At 37.3% G+C, this 18,689-nt stretch carries 16 protein-coding genes and 1 riboswitch; of the genes, 8 read left to right on the top strand and 8 right to left on the bottom strand.

The annotated features are described in order from the left end of the window. Positions 1–6: 6 nt before the first annotated feature. Both thiC and thiS read right to left on the bottom strand, forming a co-directional pair. Positions 7–1,839 carry a phosphomethylpyrimidine synthase ThiC gene (gene thiC / locus E4F24_RS11050; protein ID WP_140938757.1) on the bottom strand — a complete coding sequence of 611 codons (1,833 nt, stop codon included), beginning with the start codon at positions 1,837–1,839 and terminating at the stop codon, positions 7–9. A 2-nt stretch (positions 1,840–1,841) separates the two neighbouring features. Next, a complete protein-coding gene (gene thiS / locus E4F24_RS11055; protein WP_140938758.1) occupies positions 1,842–2,045 on the bottom strand; it encodes a sulfur carrier protein ThiS in 204 nt (67 codons plus the stop codon). 109 nt (positions 2,046–2,154) lie between these two features. Next, positions 2,155–2,244, bottom strand: a riboswitch (TPP riboswitch). A 177-nt stretch (positions 2,245–2,421) separates the two neighbouring features. On the opposite strand from thiS, the gene E4F24_RS11060 reads away from it, so the two are divergent. Further along, on the top strand, positions 2,422–3,690 hold the full coding sequence (locus tag E4F24_RS11060; protein WP_140938759.1) for a mechanosensitive ion channel family protein: 1,269 nt from the start codon (positions 2,422–2,424) through the stop codon (positions 3,688–3,690). Positions 3,691–3,770: 80 nt separating this feature from the next. On the opposite strand, the gene rseP is transcribed toward E4F24_RS11060, so the two are convergent. The 5 genes from rseP to E4F24_RS11085 form a co-directional block, all read right to left on the bottom strand. Next, positions 3,771–5,090, bottom strand: a complete 1,320-nt coding sequence (gene rseP / locus E4F24_RS11065; RefSeq protein ID WP_140938760.1) for an RIP metalloprotease RseP — start codon at positions 5,088–5,090, stop codon at positions 3,771–3,773. An 8-nt stretch (positions 5,091–5,098) separates the two neighbouring features. Then, positions 5,099–6,265, bottom strand: coding sequence for a 1-deoxy-D-xylulose-5-phosphate reductoisomerase (locus E4F24_RS11070; protein WP_140938761.1), 1,167 nt, complete (start codon positions 6,263–6,265; stop codon positions 5,099–5,101). 16 nt (positions 6,266–6,281) lie between these two features. After that, positions 6,282–7,070 carry a hypothetical protein gene (locus E4F24_RS11075; protein ID WP_140938762.1) on the bottom strand — a complete coding sequence of 263 codons (789 nt, stop codon included), beginning with the start codon at positions 7,068–7,070 and terminating at the stop codon, positions 6,282–6,284. A gap of 174 nt (positions 7,071–7,244) precedes the next feature. Beyond that, positions 7,245–9,371, bottom strand: coding sequence for a S9 family peptidase (locus E4F24_RS11080; RefSeq protein WP_140938763.1), 2,127 nt, complete (start codon positions 9,369–9,371; stop codon positions 7,245–7,247). A 193-nt stretch (positions 9,372–9,564) separates the two neighbouring features. Beyond that, a complete protein-coding gene (locus tag E4F24_RS11085) occupies positions 9,565–9,903 on the bottom strand; it encodes a DUF3276 family protein (RefSeq protein ID WP_140938764.1) in 339 nt (112 codons plus the stop codon). A 245-nt stretch (positions 9,904–10,148) separates the two neighbouring features. Here E4F24_RS11085 and E4F24_RS11090 point away from each other — a divergent pair, with 245 nt between their 5' ends. The 7 genes from E4F24_RS11090 (at position 10,149) to E4F24_RS11120 (ending at position 17,958) form a co-directional block, all read left to right on the top strand. Beyond that, positions 10,149–11,027: a LiaF transmembrane domain-containing protein gene (locus tag E4F24_RS11090; protein ID WP_140938765.1), complete on the top strand. Its 879-nt coding sequence runs from the start codon at positions 10,149–10,151 to the stop codon at positions 11,025–11,027. Between the two features lie 275 nt (positions 11,028–11,302). Further along, entirely contained in the window at positions 11,303–12,085 is a 783-nt protein-coding gene (locus E4F24_RS11095) for a sensor histidine kinase (protein ID WP_235891206.1), read from the top strand. Then, positions 12,078–12,815: a LytR/AlgR family response regulator transcription factor gene (locus E4F24_RS11100; protein WP_140938767.1), complete on the top strand. Its 738-nt coding sequence runs from the start codon at positions 12,078–12,080 to the stop codon at positions 12,813–12,815. Before E4F24_RS11095 ends, E4F24_RS11100 begins: the two co-directional genes overlap by 8 nt. A gap of 25 nt (positions 12,816–12,840) precedes the next feature. Continuing rightward, positions 12,841–14,271, top strand: a complete 1,431-nt coding sequence (locus E4F24_RS11105) for a serine hydrolase domain-containing protein (RefSeq protein WP_140938768.1) — start codon at positions 12,841–12,843, stop codon at positions 14,269–14,271. Positions 14,272–14,392: 121 nt separating this feature from the next. Beyond that, positions 14,393–14,968 carry a phosphoribosylglycinamide formyltransferase gene (gene purN / locus E4F24_RS11110; protein WP_140938769.1) on the top strand — a complete coding sequence of 192 codons (576 nt, stop codon included), beginning with the start codon at positions 14,393–14,395 and terminating at the stop codon, positions 14,966–14,968. A gap of 198 nt (positions 14,969–15,166) precedes the next feature. Further along, positions 15,167–16,693 carry a bifunctional phosphoribosylaminoimidazolecarboxamide formyltransferase/IMP cyclohydrolase gene (gene purH, locus E4F24_RS11115; protein ID WP_140938770.1) on the top strand — a complete coding sequence of 509 codons (1,527 nt, stop codon included), beginning with the start codon at positions 15,167–15,169 and terminating at the stop codon, positions 16,691–16,693. A 191-nt stretch (positions 16,694–16,884) separates the two neighbouring features. Continuing rightward, positions 16,885–17,958, top strand: a complete 1,074-nt coding sequence (locus E4F24_RS11120) for a fatty acid desaturase family protein (protein ID WP_140938771.1) — start codon at positions 16,885–16,887, stop codon at positions 17,956–17,958. Between the two features lie 93 nt (positions 17,959–18,051). Here E4F24_RS11120 and E4F24_RS11125 read toward each other — a convergent pair whose 3' ends face one another. After that, on the bottom strand, positions 18,052–18,480 hold the full coding sequence (locus E4F24_RS11125) for a cold-shock protein (RefSeq protein ID WP_235891207.1): 429 nt from the start codon (positions 18,478–18,480) through the stop codon (positions 18,052–18,054). Positions 18,481–18,689 lie beyond the last annotated feature (209 nt).

Here is an 18,689-nt window from a genome sequence, read left to right on the forward strand (position 1 = left end):
CGTCTTTTATCCATAAATTTCGCTTCCCTGTTCTTTAAAAGCCGACGCCTTTTCAAACATACCTTCATCCGCCGCATCACGAATTTCCTGCGTAATTTTCATGGAGCAGAACTGAGGTCCGCACATGGAGCAAAAGTGTGCTATCTTAGCACCTTCAGCAGGAAGCGTTTCATCATGATAGGCACGTGCCGTATCGGGATCCAACGCCAAATTAAACTGGTCTTCCCACCTGAATTCAAATCGTGCTTTGCTCAAGGCGTTATCTCTATATTGCACTCCAAGATGTCCTTTTGCAAGGTCTGCTGCATGTGCAGCTAATTTATAGGTGATCACACCGTCTTTAACATCATCTTTATTGGGTAATCCCAAATGTTCTTTTGGAGTCACATAGCACAGCATAGCCGTTCCAAACCAACCTATCATTGCTGCACCTATGGCGGAAGTGATATGGTCGTAACCAGGTGCTATATCCGTAGTCAGCGGTCCCAATGTATAGAAAGGGGCTTCTTGACAATCCTTCAGCTGCTTCTCCATATTTTCCTTGATAAGATGCATCGGAACATGGCCTGGCCCTTCTACCATCACCTGTATATCGTGTTTCCAGGCAATTTTGGTCAATTCACCCAACGTTTCCAGTTCGGCAAACTGTGCCGCATCATTCGCATCGGCGATGCTTCCTGGGCGTAACCCATCTCCCAACGAAAATGCCACATCGTAGGCTTTCATAATTTCGCAGATCTCTTCAAAATGGGTGTATAAAAAATTCTCCTTATGGTGTGCCAAACACCATTTGGCCATGATACTGCCTCCTCTGGAAACGATCCCGGTTACACGTCTCACGGTCAATGGAATATAACGCAATAAGACACCCGCATGAATGGTGAAATATGACACGCCTTGTTCGGCCTGCTCGATAAGTGTATCCTTAAAAATTTCCCATGTCAGATCTTCTGCCTTACCGTTTACCTTTTCCAGTGCCTGATAGATCGGAACGGTACCAATTGGAACCGGAGAATTGCGAAGAATCCATTCACGCATCTCGTGAATATTTTGTCCGGTAGAAAGATCCATTATGGTATCGGCTCCCCAGCGACATGCCCATACCGCTTTTTCGACTTCTTCTTCAATACTTGAGGTAACAGCACTATTCCCGATGTTGGCATTAACCTTCACCAAAAAATTGCGTCCGATGATCATCGGTTCGCTTTCTGGATGATTGATGTTATTCGGTAAAATTGCCCGGCCCGCAGCAATTTCATCGCGCACAAATTCAGGTGTAACCATCCCCTTAGGTGTATTAGCCCCAAAACTTTCTCCTGTATGCTGCTGCAACAGGTCATGATCTTCCACCTGCTGTATGCGTTGATTTTCGCGGATGGCGACATATTCCATTTCTGGAGTAATAATACCTTGCTTAGCATAATGCAATTGCGTTACATTCTTCCCACTTTTTGCCCGAAGAGGCGGGTGCTGTATTGGAAAGCGGATAGCATCTAGTTGCGTATCTACTAATCGTTCCTGCCCATAGACTGAACTGATCTGCGGCAACTGCTCCACATCATCCCGATCGGCTATCCATTGTGTACGAATACGGGCAATACCTTCATAGATATTTATGGCAGCCTGGTCATCAGTATAGACACCGCTCGTATCGTACACGGCGACAGGGGCATTAGGAGAAACTTTGCCATTGCTCAATTTCGTATCGGAAAGTACGATTTCCCGCATACCGACCCGAATATCTGGTGTAGTTCCTTCAACATAAATTTTACGTGACCCCGAGATAGCTCCCGTTGTCAGTGCTCCTGATTGAGGTAGATTTTCTTTTTTCTTAGCCATTTCTATCCTCCCTGCGCAGCTTTTATTAATAAAATACGATCATTTTCCTGCAGCCTATAGCTGGCATGTTGAGATCTCGGAATAAGGTTGTCATTGACGGCAACACCTATCCCTTGGATAGCATCGCCTAATAGGGACTGCAGCAACTCTGTGAGATAGCATGTGCTGTCCACTTCGTGAATCTTGTTGTTTACATTTACTTTCATTTCCTGAATTTTTAATTGAAATCTTCAGAAATGAACTTGAATGGAGAAGGTATGTATGGGTTTAGAAAATAACCCTTTGATCAGTACATTTATATCAAAAACTCAAATTTTGATACACCTATCTTTTCCCTTCGCCGGTACTAACCGGATCAAGTTCTAAGGGTATAATCTCAGCACTAAGGCACCCCTAAAGATTTTGACCAAGTTCAGTGTTTTATTTAAGTTTTCAAAATTTTATTTAAAAAACATTTTAAACATTAAAAAAAATAGCCGTCAATAAAAATAAAAACGGAAATTTGTAGAAGATTAAAATTTGAGGTTGACATTCTGTTTTATTTTTAGTATCCTACCGATATATCAACTTTAAAAATAACTTATGGATACAAATTTCACAGTTAATGATGTTAGTCGATTTACTTATGACCTATTAATAGAATGGGGTGTTTCAGAATACATTGCCAGCTATCTCAATGCCGTATTATTATTAGTCACTACTGTTGTCATTACTTATGCTGTTCAATATTTTGTGCGACGTATACTACGTATCGTTCTTATTCGTATCATTAAAAAGAACAGGACTCCCTTTTTTCATTACCTTTTACAAAATCGATTCCCTCATTTCTTAGCACTCGTCGCTCCTTTAATTGTGATAAAATGGAGCATACCTGTCATCTTTGCCGATTTTCCTGCTGCAATAAGACCGCTAAATATTCTTTCCGATATATTTATGGTCTTCATGGTGATATGGATGATTATGAGCCTACTCCGTGCCGGAGGAGATTCTTTACGGATAAAGCCTGCTTTTAAAGAGAAACCAATAGACAGTTATCTGCAAATTATTCGAATTATATTATTCTTAATCGGGGCGGTTGTTATTTTTTCGACCTTAACCGGTAAATCTCCTGTCGCATTTTTCACAGCAATGGGAGCACTATCCGCGGTCCTACTTTTAATGTTCAAGGATACTATCATGGGTTTCGTAGCCAGCATACAAGTTAGCTCAAATGACCTGGTACGTATCGGGGATTGGATTACGATGCCCAAATACGGTGCCGATGGCGACGTAATACAGATCAACCTTACCACTGTAAAAGTTCAAAATTTTGATAAGACCATTACCACCATTCCGACGTATTCACTGATATCAGATTCCTTCCAAAATTGGCGTGGCATGCAGGAGTTTGGTGGCAGAAGAATCAAAAGATCCCTCTATATCAGGCAATCGAGTATACGATTTATAAAGCCGGAGGAAATAGACACATTCAAACAGATCCAATCCTTAAAAGGGTATATCGAACATAGACAGCGCGATATCGACAGAAGTAATGCGAGGAACGCGGTAGATAAATCGCTCCTGATCAATGGACGAAACCTGACAAATGCGGGGTTATTTCGAAAATATATTGATAACTACCTAACAGGTCATTCCGGAATCAACAAAGAGAAAACAATGATGGTAAGACAGCTTGCTCCTACTGCTACTGGGTTGCCTATTGAAATTTACTCTTTTGCCGGGACTACCAAATGGGTAGAATATGAACACATCATGTCAGATATCTTCGATCACATCATAGCTTCTGCTCCATATTTCGACCTACAAATTTATGAAATAGAAGGCGTGATGCCTACAGTAGATATGAGATAGGTGTATAAGAAAACTCTACATCTACAATAAAAAAGAGCCTTTTGGTAAAAAGGCTCTTTTTTATTGTCAGAATAATAAGACTACCACTTAATGATATCGTTCCCTAAGGTAAATACCATTAGCGCTACTAATATAAAAAAACCGACCATTTGCGCACGTTCCAAAAATTTATCACTTAATGGTTTACCTTGAATCATCTCTACTAATAGAAAGATAACGTGTCCCCCATCCAATGCCGGAATTGGTAGAAGATTCATGAATGCAAGAGCCATGGAGAGCATACCCACTAGATTCCAAAAGCGGTACCAATCGACATCAGTACCGAACATTTTAGCAATACCGACAGGTCCCGACAAGGCCTTATCCGCACGAACATCGCCTTTAAATATTTTACCAAAACCTTTGATATTGTCTGTAATGACCGAGAACGCTTTCTTTGTTCCTATTGGTAGTGCCTGCATAAGACTATATTCGGAAGTAATGAGCACCAAAGAAGGATCAGGTTTAATCCCAAATCCTAGTGTACCATCAGCAGAAACTTTACCATCCAAAGCTACTAATTGACCATCCCGAAAAACTTCCAATGCAATTGATTTTTCAGCCTGATTCAAAATAGCATCTTTAAATTGATCAAAATAAACGATAGACCTACCATTTACACTGACGATACTATCATTCTTTTGTAGCCCCATTTTTTCGGCTTCCGAAGCACCTTGAATTTGATCTATTCCCATCATTCTAAGACGCGGTTCCACGAATTCATTCGTTTTATGGTCGGCAACTTGATTTAAAATATCAGACGGAACCTGAATCTCCTGTGGAGTACCATCCCGTTCAATAGTCAATATCGCATCGCCCATTAGGACTTCAGAGCTAAATAAATCCTTATAATTAACGACAGGTCTATTGTTAATTTCTATTATTTTATCTCCGGCCTGAAGCCCGATTTCTTTTCCAATTATTCCTGGTACAATACCATTTGTCAATTTAGAGTTATCTATATCAGTTTGTCCATATTTGAAGGTCAACATCCAAAAAACCAGAACCCCTACAATCACATTGATGATTATACCGCCTAACATGACGATAAGGCGCTGCCAAGCCGGTTTGGAACGGAACTCCCACGACTTTGGTTCTTCTTGAAGTTGTGCCGTATCCATGGATTCGTCTACCATACCTGCAATTTTCACGTAGCCACCCAACGGCAACCAACCTATCCCATATTCACAACCTTTATAATTGAACTTAAACAACTTAACACCCCATGCATCAAAAAATAAATAGAATTTCTCTACTTTAATCCCAAACATGCGTGCCGCCAAGAAGTGTCCAAGCTCATGTAATATTATTAAAATTGACAGGGCTAGTATTACCTGTCCAACCATTACGAATGTTCCCATCTAAATATTTACTTTTTACTCTTTAGTATTAAATCTCGTGCCACAATCCTACTTTCGGAATCATAGGCAATATAATCGTCCAAATGGAGCGTTGTACTATTTTTCACCTGACATAATGTCTCTTCAATCACATCACTCATGCCCAAAAATGAAATTTCGTCCTTCAAAAAGGCATCCACTACGACTTCATTTGCCGCATTCAAGACACAAGCTCTATTACCTCCCTCACGCAAGGCTTGATACGCCATCTTCAAATTTCGAAATGTGTCTAAATCGGGCTTTTCAAATGTCAACGATCCGTGGTTCATAAAATCAAAACGAGGAAATGAGTTCGAAAAACGAGCAGGGTAAGTTAATGCGTATTGAATAGGAAGTTTCATATCAGGAAGCCCCATTTGTGCTTTCATCGACCCATCCTGAAACTGTACAATCGAATGTATAATAGATTGTGGATGAACAATGACATCTATTCTATCAACTTCCAAATCGAACAACCATTTCGCTTCGATCACCTCAAGTCCCTTATTCATCAATGAAGCCGAATCAATGGTAATTTTAGCACCCATTGACCAATTGGGATGCTTCAATGCCTGCTCCCGTGTTACATTTTCTAAAAAAGAACGGTCTTTCCCGCGGAAAGGACCTCCAGAGGCCGTAAGATATATCTTCTCAATAGGATTCAATTCCTCTCCGGCAAGACATTGAAAAATAGCAGAATGTTCTGAATCCACAGGGAGTAGTTTAACACCATGTTCTTTTGCCAATTCTACTACTAATGCTCCGGCCACCACCAATGTTTCTTTGTTGGCCAAAGCAATATCCTTACCATGACGGATAGCATTCACTGTAGGATGTAATCCAGCCGAACCGACCACTGCATTTAGAACAACATCAATCTCTTCTAATTCGACTGCTGCTTGCAATGCCTCACTTCCACTAAAGACTTCAATAGGTAGTCCTGCCAGAGATATTTTTACACGGAGATAATGCAATTCATTAACGATGACAACAATTTTTGGCTTAAATTCTAACGCTTGTAGAATTAATTGGTCGACATTATTACTTGCGGTCAATACAGAAACTTGAAAATTCGATGGAAACGCACGAACCACATCTAATGCTTGCGTACCTATGCTTCCGGTAGATCCCAGAATAGCTATTCTTTTTTTCTCCAATGCCTTTTATTCTCCTTTATATTATATTTTTGAATAGCTCAGGATCATCACCCCCTTTATATTCTTCGACCATATCCGTATAAGCAACGGCCATGGCCAAACTTACTAACGGAACTATTAAAAAAATACCAATTGCCGTAAAAAATAAAGCAATCATACCATAACTAAGATTCAAAAGTACAAAAGATATAATAGAGGTTAATGCCAAAAAGAAAAACAGTGTAACGATTTTGAAAAAATTACCTTTTGTAAATGCAACACTTAGTTTTACCGCCCTAAAGACATTCACATTCTTCTCCAATATAAAAAAAGGAAAAAATGTTATTCTCAAAAGCAAAACAGTGACAATTATCCCCGTCATAACCGGAACTATCTCAAAAGTGACGAAGTCCTTGTCCAAACCTAAATAAATCAAGGGAAAACAAATAATTCCCGATACCACTGTCACAATACCGGTTAATAGGGAACATAAAACAAGTCCGAATAAAAAATTGACAAATTGTTTTGTAGAAGGAATATAACGCATCAACGAGCTATGTTCCACACCCTGCGAAAGTAATATCGCCCGTTTAATCAGCACCAATTGCAGTCCAAAAAACAAAACAATACTCAACAGCATTAAGGTGACTTTTGCTATCAGATTTGACTCTAAGAAGTACGCAGGAAAATATGTAGCCAGCTGACTTATTACAAACAGAATAAAACACAGGCCGGCAATAGAAAAATAATGTTTTTTTAAGATATCTAAAGCTCTAAAAATAACATCGTTTGCTTTAAAAGTACTTTCTTTAAGGAACTCTAACATGTTGCTAAATAATAGTGCAAAGATGATATAATTTTTGGAATACAACAATCTTAAAACAAAAAGTTTAGAAGATTCTAACACATTTGTTTACTTCAGAATCGTAACAGTACAGTCCCCACCTATAGTCTAAATTATAGAACTTTCAGGCTTCCTAATTAAAGAAGCCTGAAAATTCTATTTAAATTCCTTTGGCACCGGCTTTTCCAATAAATATTGGTAGTAAAACCGTACCCTCTCATTAAAGTCATATTTTGATTTAGAACGTGCAAATCCGTGTCGGCTACCCGGGTATATCATTAACTCAAATGGCACCGCACGATCCGTAAGTGCATCCACCAATTGCATAGTATTCTGCATATGCACATTGTCATCCATATCACCATGCATAATGCGCAGTCCGCCTTTATATTTATCTACATAAGTTAAAATCGAACCATTTTTATACCCTTCAGCATTATCTTGAGGTGTGTCCATCCATCTTTCTGTATAATGAGTATCGTACAATTCCCAACCCGTAACCGGAGCGCCTGCAATACCATAATCAAAATAATCCGCTCCTTTTGTCAATGCCAGACAAGTCATATATCCACCATAACTATGTCCTGTAATCAATAATTTGTTTTTTGCAACCCAAGGTTTCGCTTTTAACCATTTTGCTACGGTAATGTAGTCTACCAGCTCCCAATTCCCCAGATTTCGATGCATTAACGCAACCCCTTGTTTACCGTAATGCCCCGATGCTCTATGATCACAAGCGATTTGGATTATTCCTTCAGCAGCCCAATATTGACTAGATGTACCTTTCCATGTGTTGCGTACAGATCCTGCATCAGGACCACCATAAATACTCATTACGACCGGATATTCGATTGTTTCGTCAAAATCGGTTGGATACGTAATAATTATAGGGAGGTCAAACTTACCATCATCAGATTTTATCGTAAAATATTCCGTTTTTCCAATTTTATAATCATCGAAATCAGCAGATTTAGTATCAGCCAACTCTTTTAATACCTTACCTTGATTATCCAATAAGGTAACCTTGTTCGGTGTCTTTACATTCGAATAGTTTGTGATGAAATATTTACCATCCGGAGAAACCTGCACATGATGTGTAAACTCACCAAAAGTCAACCTTTTGAAGTTTTTGCCAGAATAATCTACCCGGTATAAATCTACTGTTGCCGAATTTTCTTTACGGGCGGTAAAATAAATAACCTTATTCTTTTCGTCAACATGTTGCAAAGAAGAAACTTGCCAGTCTCCGCTAGTGATCGGATTCAATAATTTACCAGCTAATGTATAGAGGTAGTAGTGTGCCCACCCTGTTTTGTCAGATTTAAGAATATAATGCTTATTATCCGCTAGATAGGTAATTCGTTCATCATGATCCAGGTTGATCCAAGAAGATTGCTCTTCATTATAAAATTCATTCTTTGTTCCGCTCGTCGGATTTACGGCATAAAATTTTAAATTGGTCTGCTCCCTATTCATCCATTGCACCATGATCGTCTGGCTATTGAAACTCCAGTAAGGCTGACCGAAGTATTGGTCATCTTTCTCATTAAAATCTGCCCAAACTATTGGAGAACCCTCCACTTTTACAAAACCGATTTTCACCTCCGGATTATCCTGTCCTGCTTTGGGATAGCGAGTCTCTTCCAAGTAACCGTTTTGTCCTTTCGAAACATAAATTGGAAACATAGGCACCTTTGTATCATCGAAGCGCATAAAGGCTATTTGCTTGCTGTCTGGCGACCACCAAAAAGCTTTATAATTTGTGGGGCGTCCTAAAATTTCTTCATAATATACCCACGATGACCAACCATTATAAATTACATCTGTACCATCTGTAGTGTACTGTATTTCTTTTGTTCCCGATACATCGATACTAAACAAATTACTCTTACGTGTAAAGGCAATGTATTTTCCATCCGGTGACAATGTAGGATTCTGTTCTTCTACATCAGGTGATTGCGTTACTCTCTTCGCCGCTTGCTGTCCAAATTGAATGTAAATATCTTGCTCTTTGATAAATACCTTTACGTCTGAAGAAGGAGCTCGCTCATAGGCACTTCTTTCTCCCGTCTTTACATTGACCTTGTACGTTTTACGGTCATCTTTATCTATCTCTAAATAATGTTCAGTATCCGCCCACCCCGTATATTGATTAACAGGCTTTGTAACAGTATGACCATTGCCCCATGACTCATTAAAATTTAAACGCTTGGTTTGTGCTTCTAAGGAATGGACTACCATAAATAATGTCGCAACACAAATGCTGCATATCAATTTCTTCATAAAATCGAGTATAATATATTGAAAAACGAAATTAACAATTGTATTTCTATTACCATGTAACATATTTACAATAAAATTCTAACGAAAGATCTAATTCGCCTGAGATATAGTTCATGTGCAAACGGTAATCAAGATATCTTGAAATAAAAAAGCCACTTAAAAAGTGGCTCCATATCTAATTGATCGAATTACATTAGAACGAAAAATCATCTTTTTCTACTAATGCTCTATTACTTTCGTAGGCAGAATCATCTTGACTAGGCTCATATCTCTTCTCAATCACCTCTTGATTAGATTTAATGTACGCGACTACGTCTGTTAGTCCTTCTGCAAATTTCTCAAAATCCTCTTTGTATAAAAAAATTTTGTGTTTAATAAACTGTCCATCCTCAAAACGCTTTTTACTTTCTGTGATCGTCACATAATAATCGTTTGATCGCGTCGCTTTTACGTCAAAAAAATAAGTACGTTTACCCGCCCTCACCTTTTTTGAAAATACCTCTTCACGCTCTTTGTTTTCAAAATCTCCCATTAGTCTAGTAAGTATTTAAGTTTAAATCCTAATATTTTATGTTATAAATATATAATATTTAATTTCAAACGTCCAAATTTTATCCAAAAAAAGTGTTTTTTTATTTACTTATTTTAAATACAAAAGAAGTATGTTATTTTCACCGATGTTTTTAGGTCATTGACCGAAGTATAAATGAGGTATACCTAAATGCTATTAGTCATATCTGTAGCTATTTCTACATTTGGACAATAAACAACTAGCAAATGAAAACAAAGAGAAATTATCAGACACCTTCCCCCCCTCCAAATAACAGTAAAAGTGCCACCATTGTCGGGGCCTTTATTGTGTTATTTGGTGCATTTTTATTATTGAAGAATTTGAATTTAGGCTTTTTGATACCTTCCTGGTTGTTCGGGTTCCATTCGATATTGATTATAGTTGGACTTATAATAGGTGTTAATTCAAAATTTGAAAAGAAATCATCTTACATATTGATCGCAATCGGAGTCATTTTCTTGTTGAAAAATTGGATGGATTTTTCAACTGGGAGAGTACTTATACCATTATTGGCGATCGTATTGGGAATTTATATAATCCAACGAAACAGAAAACTGCCACCTGTACCGGACGGCTCTGACATACCTCCACCTCCTGCCACTCCATCCTTTAGAGATGAATTCGACTGGGATAAAAGAGTTGATGAGAATGACCCCATAAACGTCAATAATCCAGATCAAAGAACAGCCCCGCCCTTTTTTGCCCATACCAATGAGCAAAAGGAACATTCGAATAATCGATACGCAGAAAACTACCTTAAAGTAGATTCCATCTTCGGAAGTTCGAAAAAAATTATTCTATCCAAAAACTTCTTGGGAGGAAGTATGACCAATATTTTTGGCAGTACAGAAATAAATTTACTTCAGGCAGATCTTACCCAACCCATAGTCATTGATGTTTTTCAACTATTTGGAAGCACCAAAATTATTGTTCCACCACATTGGATGGTTTCGACAAGTATTTCGTCCATTTTAAGTGAAAATGACGACCGTAGAGTCATTATAAACCATCCATTTGACGAAAATAAAAATTTGTATATCACGGGAACTTCCATCTTAGGAAATGTAACAATAAAAAACAGCTAATTTGAAAAATGTCAAACTCTACTGAGGTATTAAAAATAAACAAAAAGCGTCTTATCCATCTGAGTTCATGGATAATTTTTGCTTTATACTTCGTTGTTTCGTATATGTTACTTTGGCTAGAGCACAGGTCTACCGACATATCTATTTACGAACCTCTCTTTGGTGCTTTATGCATTACAATTTGCTCATACCTAATATTCAGTTCATTACAATTTTATTTACCCAGAAAAAACCAATATCTTAAGATCTTATTCATCTGCTTATTTTTGACAGCAGTGAGCGTTTTTTTGCCCCTATATCTTATCAATCAAATATCAGATACTTTTTCTATTGCACATTATTATAAAATTCTTCCCTACCGTACGATTATCAATTTCTTGCTTTTATTCTGTATTCTAATAATCAATATCACCTGGAATATACAGGAAGAATATGAAGAAAATAAAAAACGTAAAGAAGAATCTGAACGTCTGGTACGTGAAGCTGAGCTTTATAACCTTCGCCAGCAATTACAACCGCACTTTTTGTTCAATAGCTTAAATTCGATTATTGCGTTAATTAGCACAAAACCGGATATGGCAAAAAAAATGACTTTTCAGTTGTCGGATTTCCTCAGGGGAACGATGCGAAAAGACGACAAACAACTTATTTCCCTTTCAGATGAAATCAAACATCTGGAACTCTATCTAGAAATCGAAAAAGTCAGATTTGGTCATAGATTGAATACGGCTTTCTATTATGAAGACAGTGTATTACAAGCAAAGGTTCCTGGCATGATCGTTCAGCCTTTAATGGAAAATGCAATTAAACATGGCCTGTATAATGTAACAGGCGATGTATTAATTGAAACTCATATCGCATTAGAGAATAAAATCTTGACCATTGAGATATCAAACCCTTTTGAAGCCGATCAGTACCAGAATAAAAAGGGAAACGGATTTGGGTTGACCAGTATCCACAGAAGATTATTTTTAATCTACAGCCGTACAGACCTTTTGAGTGTAAATAAAACAGAAACTAAATTTATTGCCCGCATAAAAATTCCTCAAAATGATTAAAGTAATAATAATAGACGATGAGCCTCTTGCTCGGATGATCATTCGCGATTATTTAGAACACGAAAACGATATAGAAATCATCACGGAATGTGGTGACGGTTTTGAAGGAGCTAAAGCCATTCAACAACACAAACCGGATCTGATATTTCTGGACATTCAAATGCCAAAATTAACGGGATTCGAGATGCTTGAGATTATCGACGAGCTTCCACACGTTATATTTACGACAGCCTTTGAGGAATTTGCAATACGTGCTTTTGAAAAAAACACCGTTGATTATCTCCTAAAACCCATCAGTCAGGAGCGCTTTTCAAAGGCACTGGAAAAACTCCGAAATATCCATAGCAACCAGCAACCGAAACAAAGTCTTCAGCAACTAAAGACAGATATTGAAGAAGAAACATTGGAACGAATCGTCGTTAAAAATGGAACGCAAATCAAATTGATTCCGGCACAGCAGATCATCTTTCTAGAAGCTTACGATGACTATGTTAAAATCCATACGCAAGACGGCATGTTCCTGAAAAACAAAACCATGTCATCTTTTGAGAAACAATTAGATAGTAAGCAATTTGTGCGTGTACACCGATCATTTATCATCAAAGTAGATCAGCTTGCAAAAATAGAACCTATGGAAAAAGAAAGTTACCGAGGTATATTGCTGAACGGAGAAAAAGTAAGTATTTCCAAATCCGGATACGCACGACTAAAACAAACGATTGGTTTATAGTACATTGTTTTTGTACTTTTGTATTATGAAACGAATAGTCAGTACACTGCTGTGTATAGTGGGATTTACTATATTAATAAAAGCACAATCCATCGAAGAGAGACATAACAGGGCCGTTTACAATCAAATTGAATACTTATTCAATACGAAGCAAATGGACTCCATCTATAATATGGCCGATGAAAATTTTAAAAAAACCATATCCTCTGTTCAGTTAAATGGAATATTAAACCAACTGCATTCGTTAGGCACAATAAAAAATGCAACCCCAGAAAAATATCAAAATGGTATAGCGGGATATAAAATAGAGATCGGAAACCAAAAATTATTATTCGTATTGGGTATAGATAGCAATTTCAAGTATCACACCCTCGCTTTTCAACCCTTTGAAGAAAAAGTAATAGAAAAAAAAGAACCGGTAATATCCAAAGTAGAAGTACAGAATCCCTTAGATTTTTTTATCGACTCTGTAGCACGCACGTACATCCAAAAAGAGAATACGCAGTCTTTGGCAATCGGTGTGATTCATAGAAACAAGATAAGTACATTTTTTTATGGAGAGACTGAAAAAAATAATGATACCCTCCCTACTGCGACCACCTTATATGAACTAGGATCAATTACGAAAACTTTTACCGCTACACTCCTGGCTGATTTAGTAGAAAAGAATATAATCAGCTTGGATGATAGTATCAGTAAATTTTTACCTGATTCGGTAAAGTCTAATCCCGACATACAAAAAATAACCTTTAAATCACTGGCAAACCATACTTCCGGGTTGCCACGTATGGCGTTAAACTGGAACACAGGCAGCAAATTCGTAGAAAGCGATCCTTATGCACATTATGACCAAACAGAGCTCTTCTGTTTCCTGAAAAACTTTAAAGCGACCAAGGAGGTCGGAGAAGAATACGAGTACAGCAATATTGGATATGGCCTATTGGGTGAGTTAATCACTATTATTACAAAAAAAACATACGCCCAAAATATTGAAGAGATCATTACCAAACCGCTACAGATGATAAATACCGTAGAGAAGGTAAATTCCAAAGAGCAACAACTTGTCAAAGTGTACAATGTAAAAGGAGATACTGTGCCTGCGTGGAACTTTATTTCTCTTGCGGCGACTGGTTCTTTAAAATCGACCATTCAGGATATGCTGTTATATGCCCGATCTCAATTTCAGATGCCTTTGTCCCCGTTGGAAAAAGCGATGGCTCTGACCAAACAATTCACTTTTTTCGTACCACCTAATACCGATATCGGGCTTGCGTGGCACATGTCGATGGTAGACGATATCATCTATTACAATCATAGCGGAGGCACCGCCGGAAGCAGCTCCTTTATCGGCATCGCTCCCGACGCCAAGTCGGCCATAGTTGTGCTGTCAAATTCCACGATTCCTGTAGAGGTTATCAGTGAAGAAATACTGAAAAAGGTAATTTTGACAAAGTAACTGTAGTACATATAAAAGTCAATCACCCGTAAATATTTTTTTACGTTAGGTATTGGCGAATGCAAAGCATTTTATCTAAGTTTGGTAAGAAAAGTTTTAATCTGAATAAATCGAATAAAGAGTGAAAAAACGTATAGCGATTTTTGCTTCCGGATCCGGATCCAATGCACAAAAAATAATGGAACATTTCAAGTATTCCAATGAAGTAGAGGTGGCACTTATATTGAGCAATAACCCTGATGCCTATGTACTTCAGCGTGCTGATAATTTCGAAATTCCCTCACATGTTTTTGACAGGCACGATTTTTACCAAACAACTGATATCGTAGAACTTCTGAAGAAGTTAGACATCAATCTCGTTGTATTAGCCGGTTTTTTATGGTTGATACCACAAAGCTTATTACAGGCATTCCCCAATAAAATCATCAATATTCATCCGGCACTTCTTCCGAAGCATGGCGGAAAAGGTATGTACGGCGATCGGGTACATCAAGCTGTCCTCAACGCTGGCGACATTGAACACGGGATCACTATCCATTTTGTAAATGAAAATTTTGATGAAGGCGAAGTGATTTATCAAGCTCGATTTAGAGTTGAACCCGACGACACATTGGAGATTATAAAATTCAACGGTCAGCAGTTAGAACATTTACACTACCCAAAAGTGATCGAAAATCTATTGAAAAAGTATGATTAGGTAATTGAACCAAGTCGCAGCAAACTCTCGTTCCAAAAAACTCATTCATCTTTTAGTATTCTATCCTGTTCAATATATAGATTCGTACTTCTTCGTATGCAAGGCTGAGGCTTCAAACTATTAAATTATTAAATTGATTAACAAACCCAGTACAGGTTCCATGATTTTTTGTATCTTTGCGGCTCCAAATAAAGAACAATGAATCATCCTGTTAAGATTAAAAATGCACTGGTTTCTGTTTATTATAAAGACAACCTAGCCCCTCTTATTCAACTTCTAAATAAATATGGAGTTACTTTCTACTCTACAGGTGGCACAGAAGCTTTCATCCGTGATTTAGGTATCGACGTAGCACGTGTTGAAGATCTAACGAGCTACCCATCTATTTTAGGTGGTCGGGTAAAAACGCTTCACCCAAAAGTATTTGGCGGTATCCTTTCCCGTCGTCCTTTAGAAAGCGACCAACAACAATTAAAACAATACGAAATTCCGGAAATTGATCTGGTTATCGTAGATCTGTATCCATTTGAAGCTACAGTTGCTTCTGGGGCTCCCGAACAAGATATTATTGAAAAAATCGATATTGGTGGTATTTCGTTAATCCGTGCTGCTGCAAAAAATTTCAATGATGTTGTCATCATATCTTCGAAAGCAGATTACACCGAACTGGAACAAATTTTAGCATCACAAGACGGTGTAACCACATTGGAACAACGTAAATCTTTTGCTAAACGTGCTTTCAATACATCTTCCCATTACGACACGGCTATTTTTAATTATTTTAATCAAGAAGAGCCTTTAGCCGTTTTTAAACAATCCCAACAAAAATCGCAGGTATTACGCTATGGAGAAAATCCACATCAAAAAGGAATTTTCTTTGGCGATCTGGATGCCATGTTTGACAAATTGAACGGGAAAGAACTATCGTATAACAATTTAGTAGATGTAGACGCTGCCGTTGCTATTATCGATGAATTCGAAGAGCCAACATTTGCGATCTTAAAACACACCAATGCCTGTGGAGTAGCTTCTCGTCCGACCGTAAAGCAAGCTTGGATAGACGCATTAGCTTGCGATCCGGTGTCCGCTTTTGGGGGCGTATTAATTACGAATCAAGAAATAGATGCCGAGACTGCCGAAGAAATCAACAAATTATTTTTCGAAGTATTAATTGCACCCTCATATACCGAACAAGCTAAATCAATACTTACAGCTAAGAAAAACAGGATCATCTTGGTACGAAAAGAAGTTAATCTACCTACAGATCAATTCAAGACGTTATTAAATGGTGTTATTCTCCAAGATAAAGATCACACTATCGAAGGACCAGAATTGATGACTGCAGTAACGAATATAAAACCAACGGCAGAGCAACTAGAGGATCTGTATTTCGCCAATAAAATTGTAAAACACACAAAATCAAACACCATTGTATTTGCAAAAAATGGAACGTTGATTGCATCTGGAGTAGGCCAAACCTCAAGAGTGGACGCTTTGAAACAAGCCATTGAAAAAGCCCATACATTTGGCTTTGATCTGAAAGGCAGCGCTATGGCTTCCGACGCATTCTTTCCCTTCCCCGACTGTGTAGAAATAGCAGGAGAAGCTGGGATAGCAGCCGTGTTACAACCAGGCGGTTCAATTAAAGATCAATTGTCTATAGATATGGCTAATGAAAAAGGATTAGCTATGGTCATTACAGGTGTACGACACTTCAAACACTAAAATTTAACATTGGCAAATAAAGAAAGGAGCTTGAAAAAATCAAGCTCCTTTCTTTATTTAACTAAACTTAACACCTTTGCTATCAATAATATTCCTTATCTTTAAAACGGAATAACGTTACTTATATTCGATTTGTTAATAATAATAGAAAATTAAACCCACTCCCTAGTAACAGAGTACTACAACTCTTAATGAAATCTACAATTAAATTCAACAACGTCAACACATTATTTTCCAAAGTATTAAAGGAAAAAATAAATACATATTTTAAAAATAATAATCTCAACAAAACTGGGGGTCGGAAAATTTTAGCTAAGGGAATTATACTTTTCTCTAGCTTTTTGGCAATTTACAGTATATTACTTTTAGTACAGCCACATTGGTCAATCAGCATTATTTTATGCGCTCTATTTGGGGTTAATCTTGCTACAATTGGGTTTAATGTAATGCACGACGCCGGTCACGATACATTCTCTAAAAACAAGAAATTCAACGACATCCTCTCCTATAGCCTCAATTTGATGGGGGGAAATATCTATTTTTGGAAGCTCAAGCACAATATAGCACATCACACCTTTACAAATATTGAAGGTGAAGACCATGATATCGATGTTAAATTCATGCGCTTACATAAAGAACAGAAGCATCAAAAACATCATAAATTTCAACAATATTATTTTCTTGCGCTATATGGCGTTTCCTATCTTGCCTGGATTTTTTATCAAGATTATGAAAAGTACTTTAGAGTCGCATTAGGAAAGAATAATAATATATTCAGTTTTCCACTACGTGAAAAAGTTATTTTTTGGATAAGCAAAGTCATCCATTTAACCCTATTCATTGTTTTACCCGTCATTTTCGTAGGATGGATCAAGACTATAATTGGTTTATTAATATTAGGCGTAGTTTGCGGACTGATCCTAGCTATTGTATTCCAATTGGCACACGTGGTTTCCGAAACAAGCTTTAATACAGTAGAAGACGATAATCGCAAGATAGAGAATGAATGGATGATTCACCAATTAAATTCCACGGCGAACTTTGCAACGAATAACAAGTTTTTAACTTGGCTATTAGGCGGACTAAATTTTCAGGTAGAACATCACTTATTCCCAAAAATAAGCCACATCCATTATCCGGCAATCAACAATATTATTCGTCAGACCTGTGTAGAATACAAAATTAACTATATCGAGTTCCCGACATTTGCAAAAGCCTTCAATTCACATATCAATGTGATAAAAGAAATGGCATCAAATAAATAACAAAAGGAAAAACTCATAAAACAATAAAGAAGCCAGTCTAGATTAGAGACTGGCTTCTTTATTGTTTTATGATAGTAAGTAAATCGAAATGATCTACGGCTCCAAAATAACTTCCGAGACCTGATTTCCTTGTTTAGAACTTCTATATTTATACTTAACCTTTTGATCTATTTTCAATACAAAGCCAACTAAATTATCATTAAAATATACTGTTTGCCTTGATAAATTATCGCGAATAAATCCATAATGACCAAGGTCATTATAATACGATACTTTGCCGAAATTGTATTCGTCTTCTACTTCCGGACGCAACAAATCCTCTTCCTTAAATTCATATTTCTTTAAAGGAGGAGTATCTGATATATTACCGTACTCGTCAACATATGCAAACATTTCTTCAAAAGACTTTCCCTTGTCGTTGTTTTGTTTGTTGAACTCTTTTTTCTCTTGCTTGTGTTGCTTTTTTAATTGCTTTTTCTTTGCTTGTTCTTTTTTTCTGAATGTAATTTGGCTTTGCCCCATTAAACGTGTATAATGTAAATAAATAAATTAAGATATGTCTTAGCGACCAACGGGCTTTATGAAACTTGTTGAAGACAGTTAAAGCGAGGTGATGTATAAGGCTTTCATACAAAGATACGGAATGTAAATGAAAAATCGAAAACTTTGCTATAGTATGTTATATATGTCTTAAAAGTTTTGTCATGTCAAAATACTTTTAACATGAAAAT

The sequence above is a fragment of the Sphingobacterium lumbrici genome, from assembly GCF_006476045.1.
Lineage (GTDB): Bacteria > Bacteroidota > Bacteroidia > Sphingobacteriales > Sphingobacteriaceae > Sphingobacterium > Sphingobacterium lumbrici.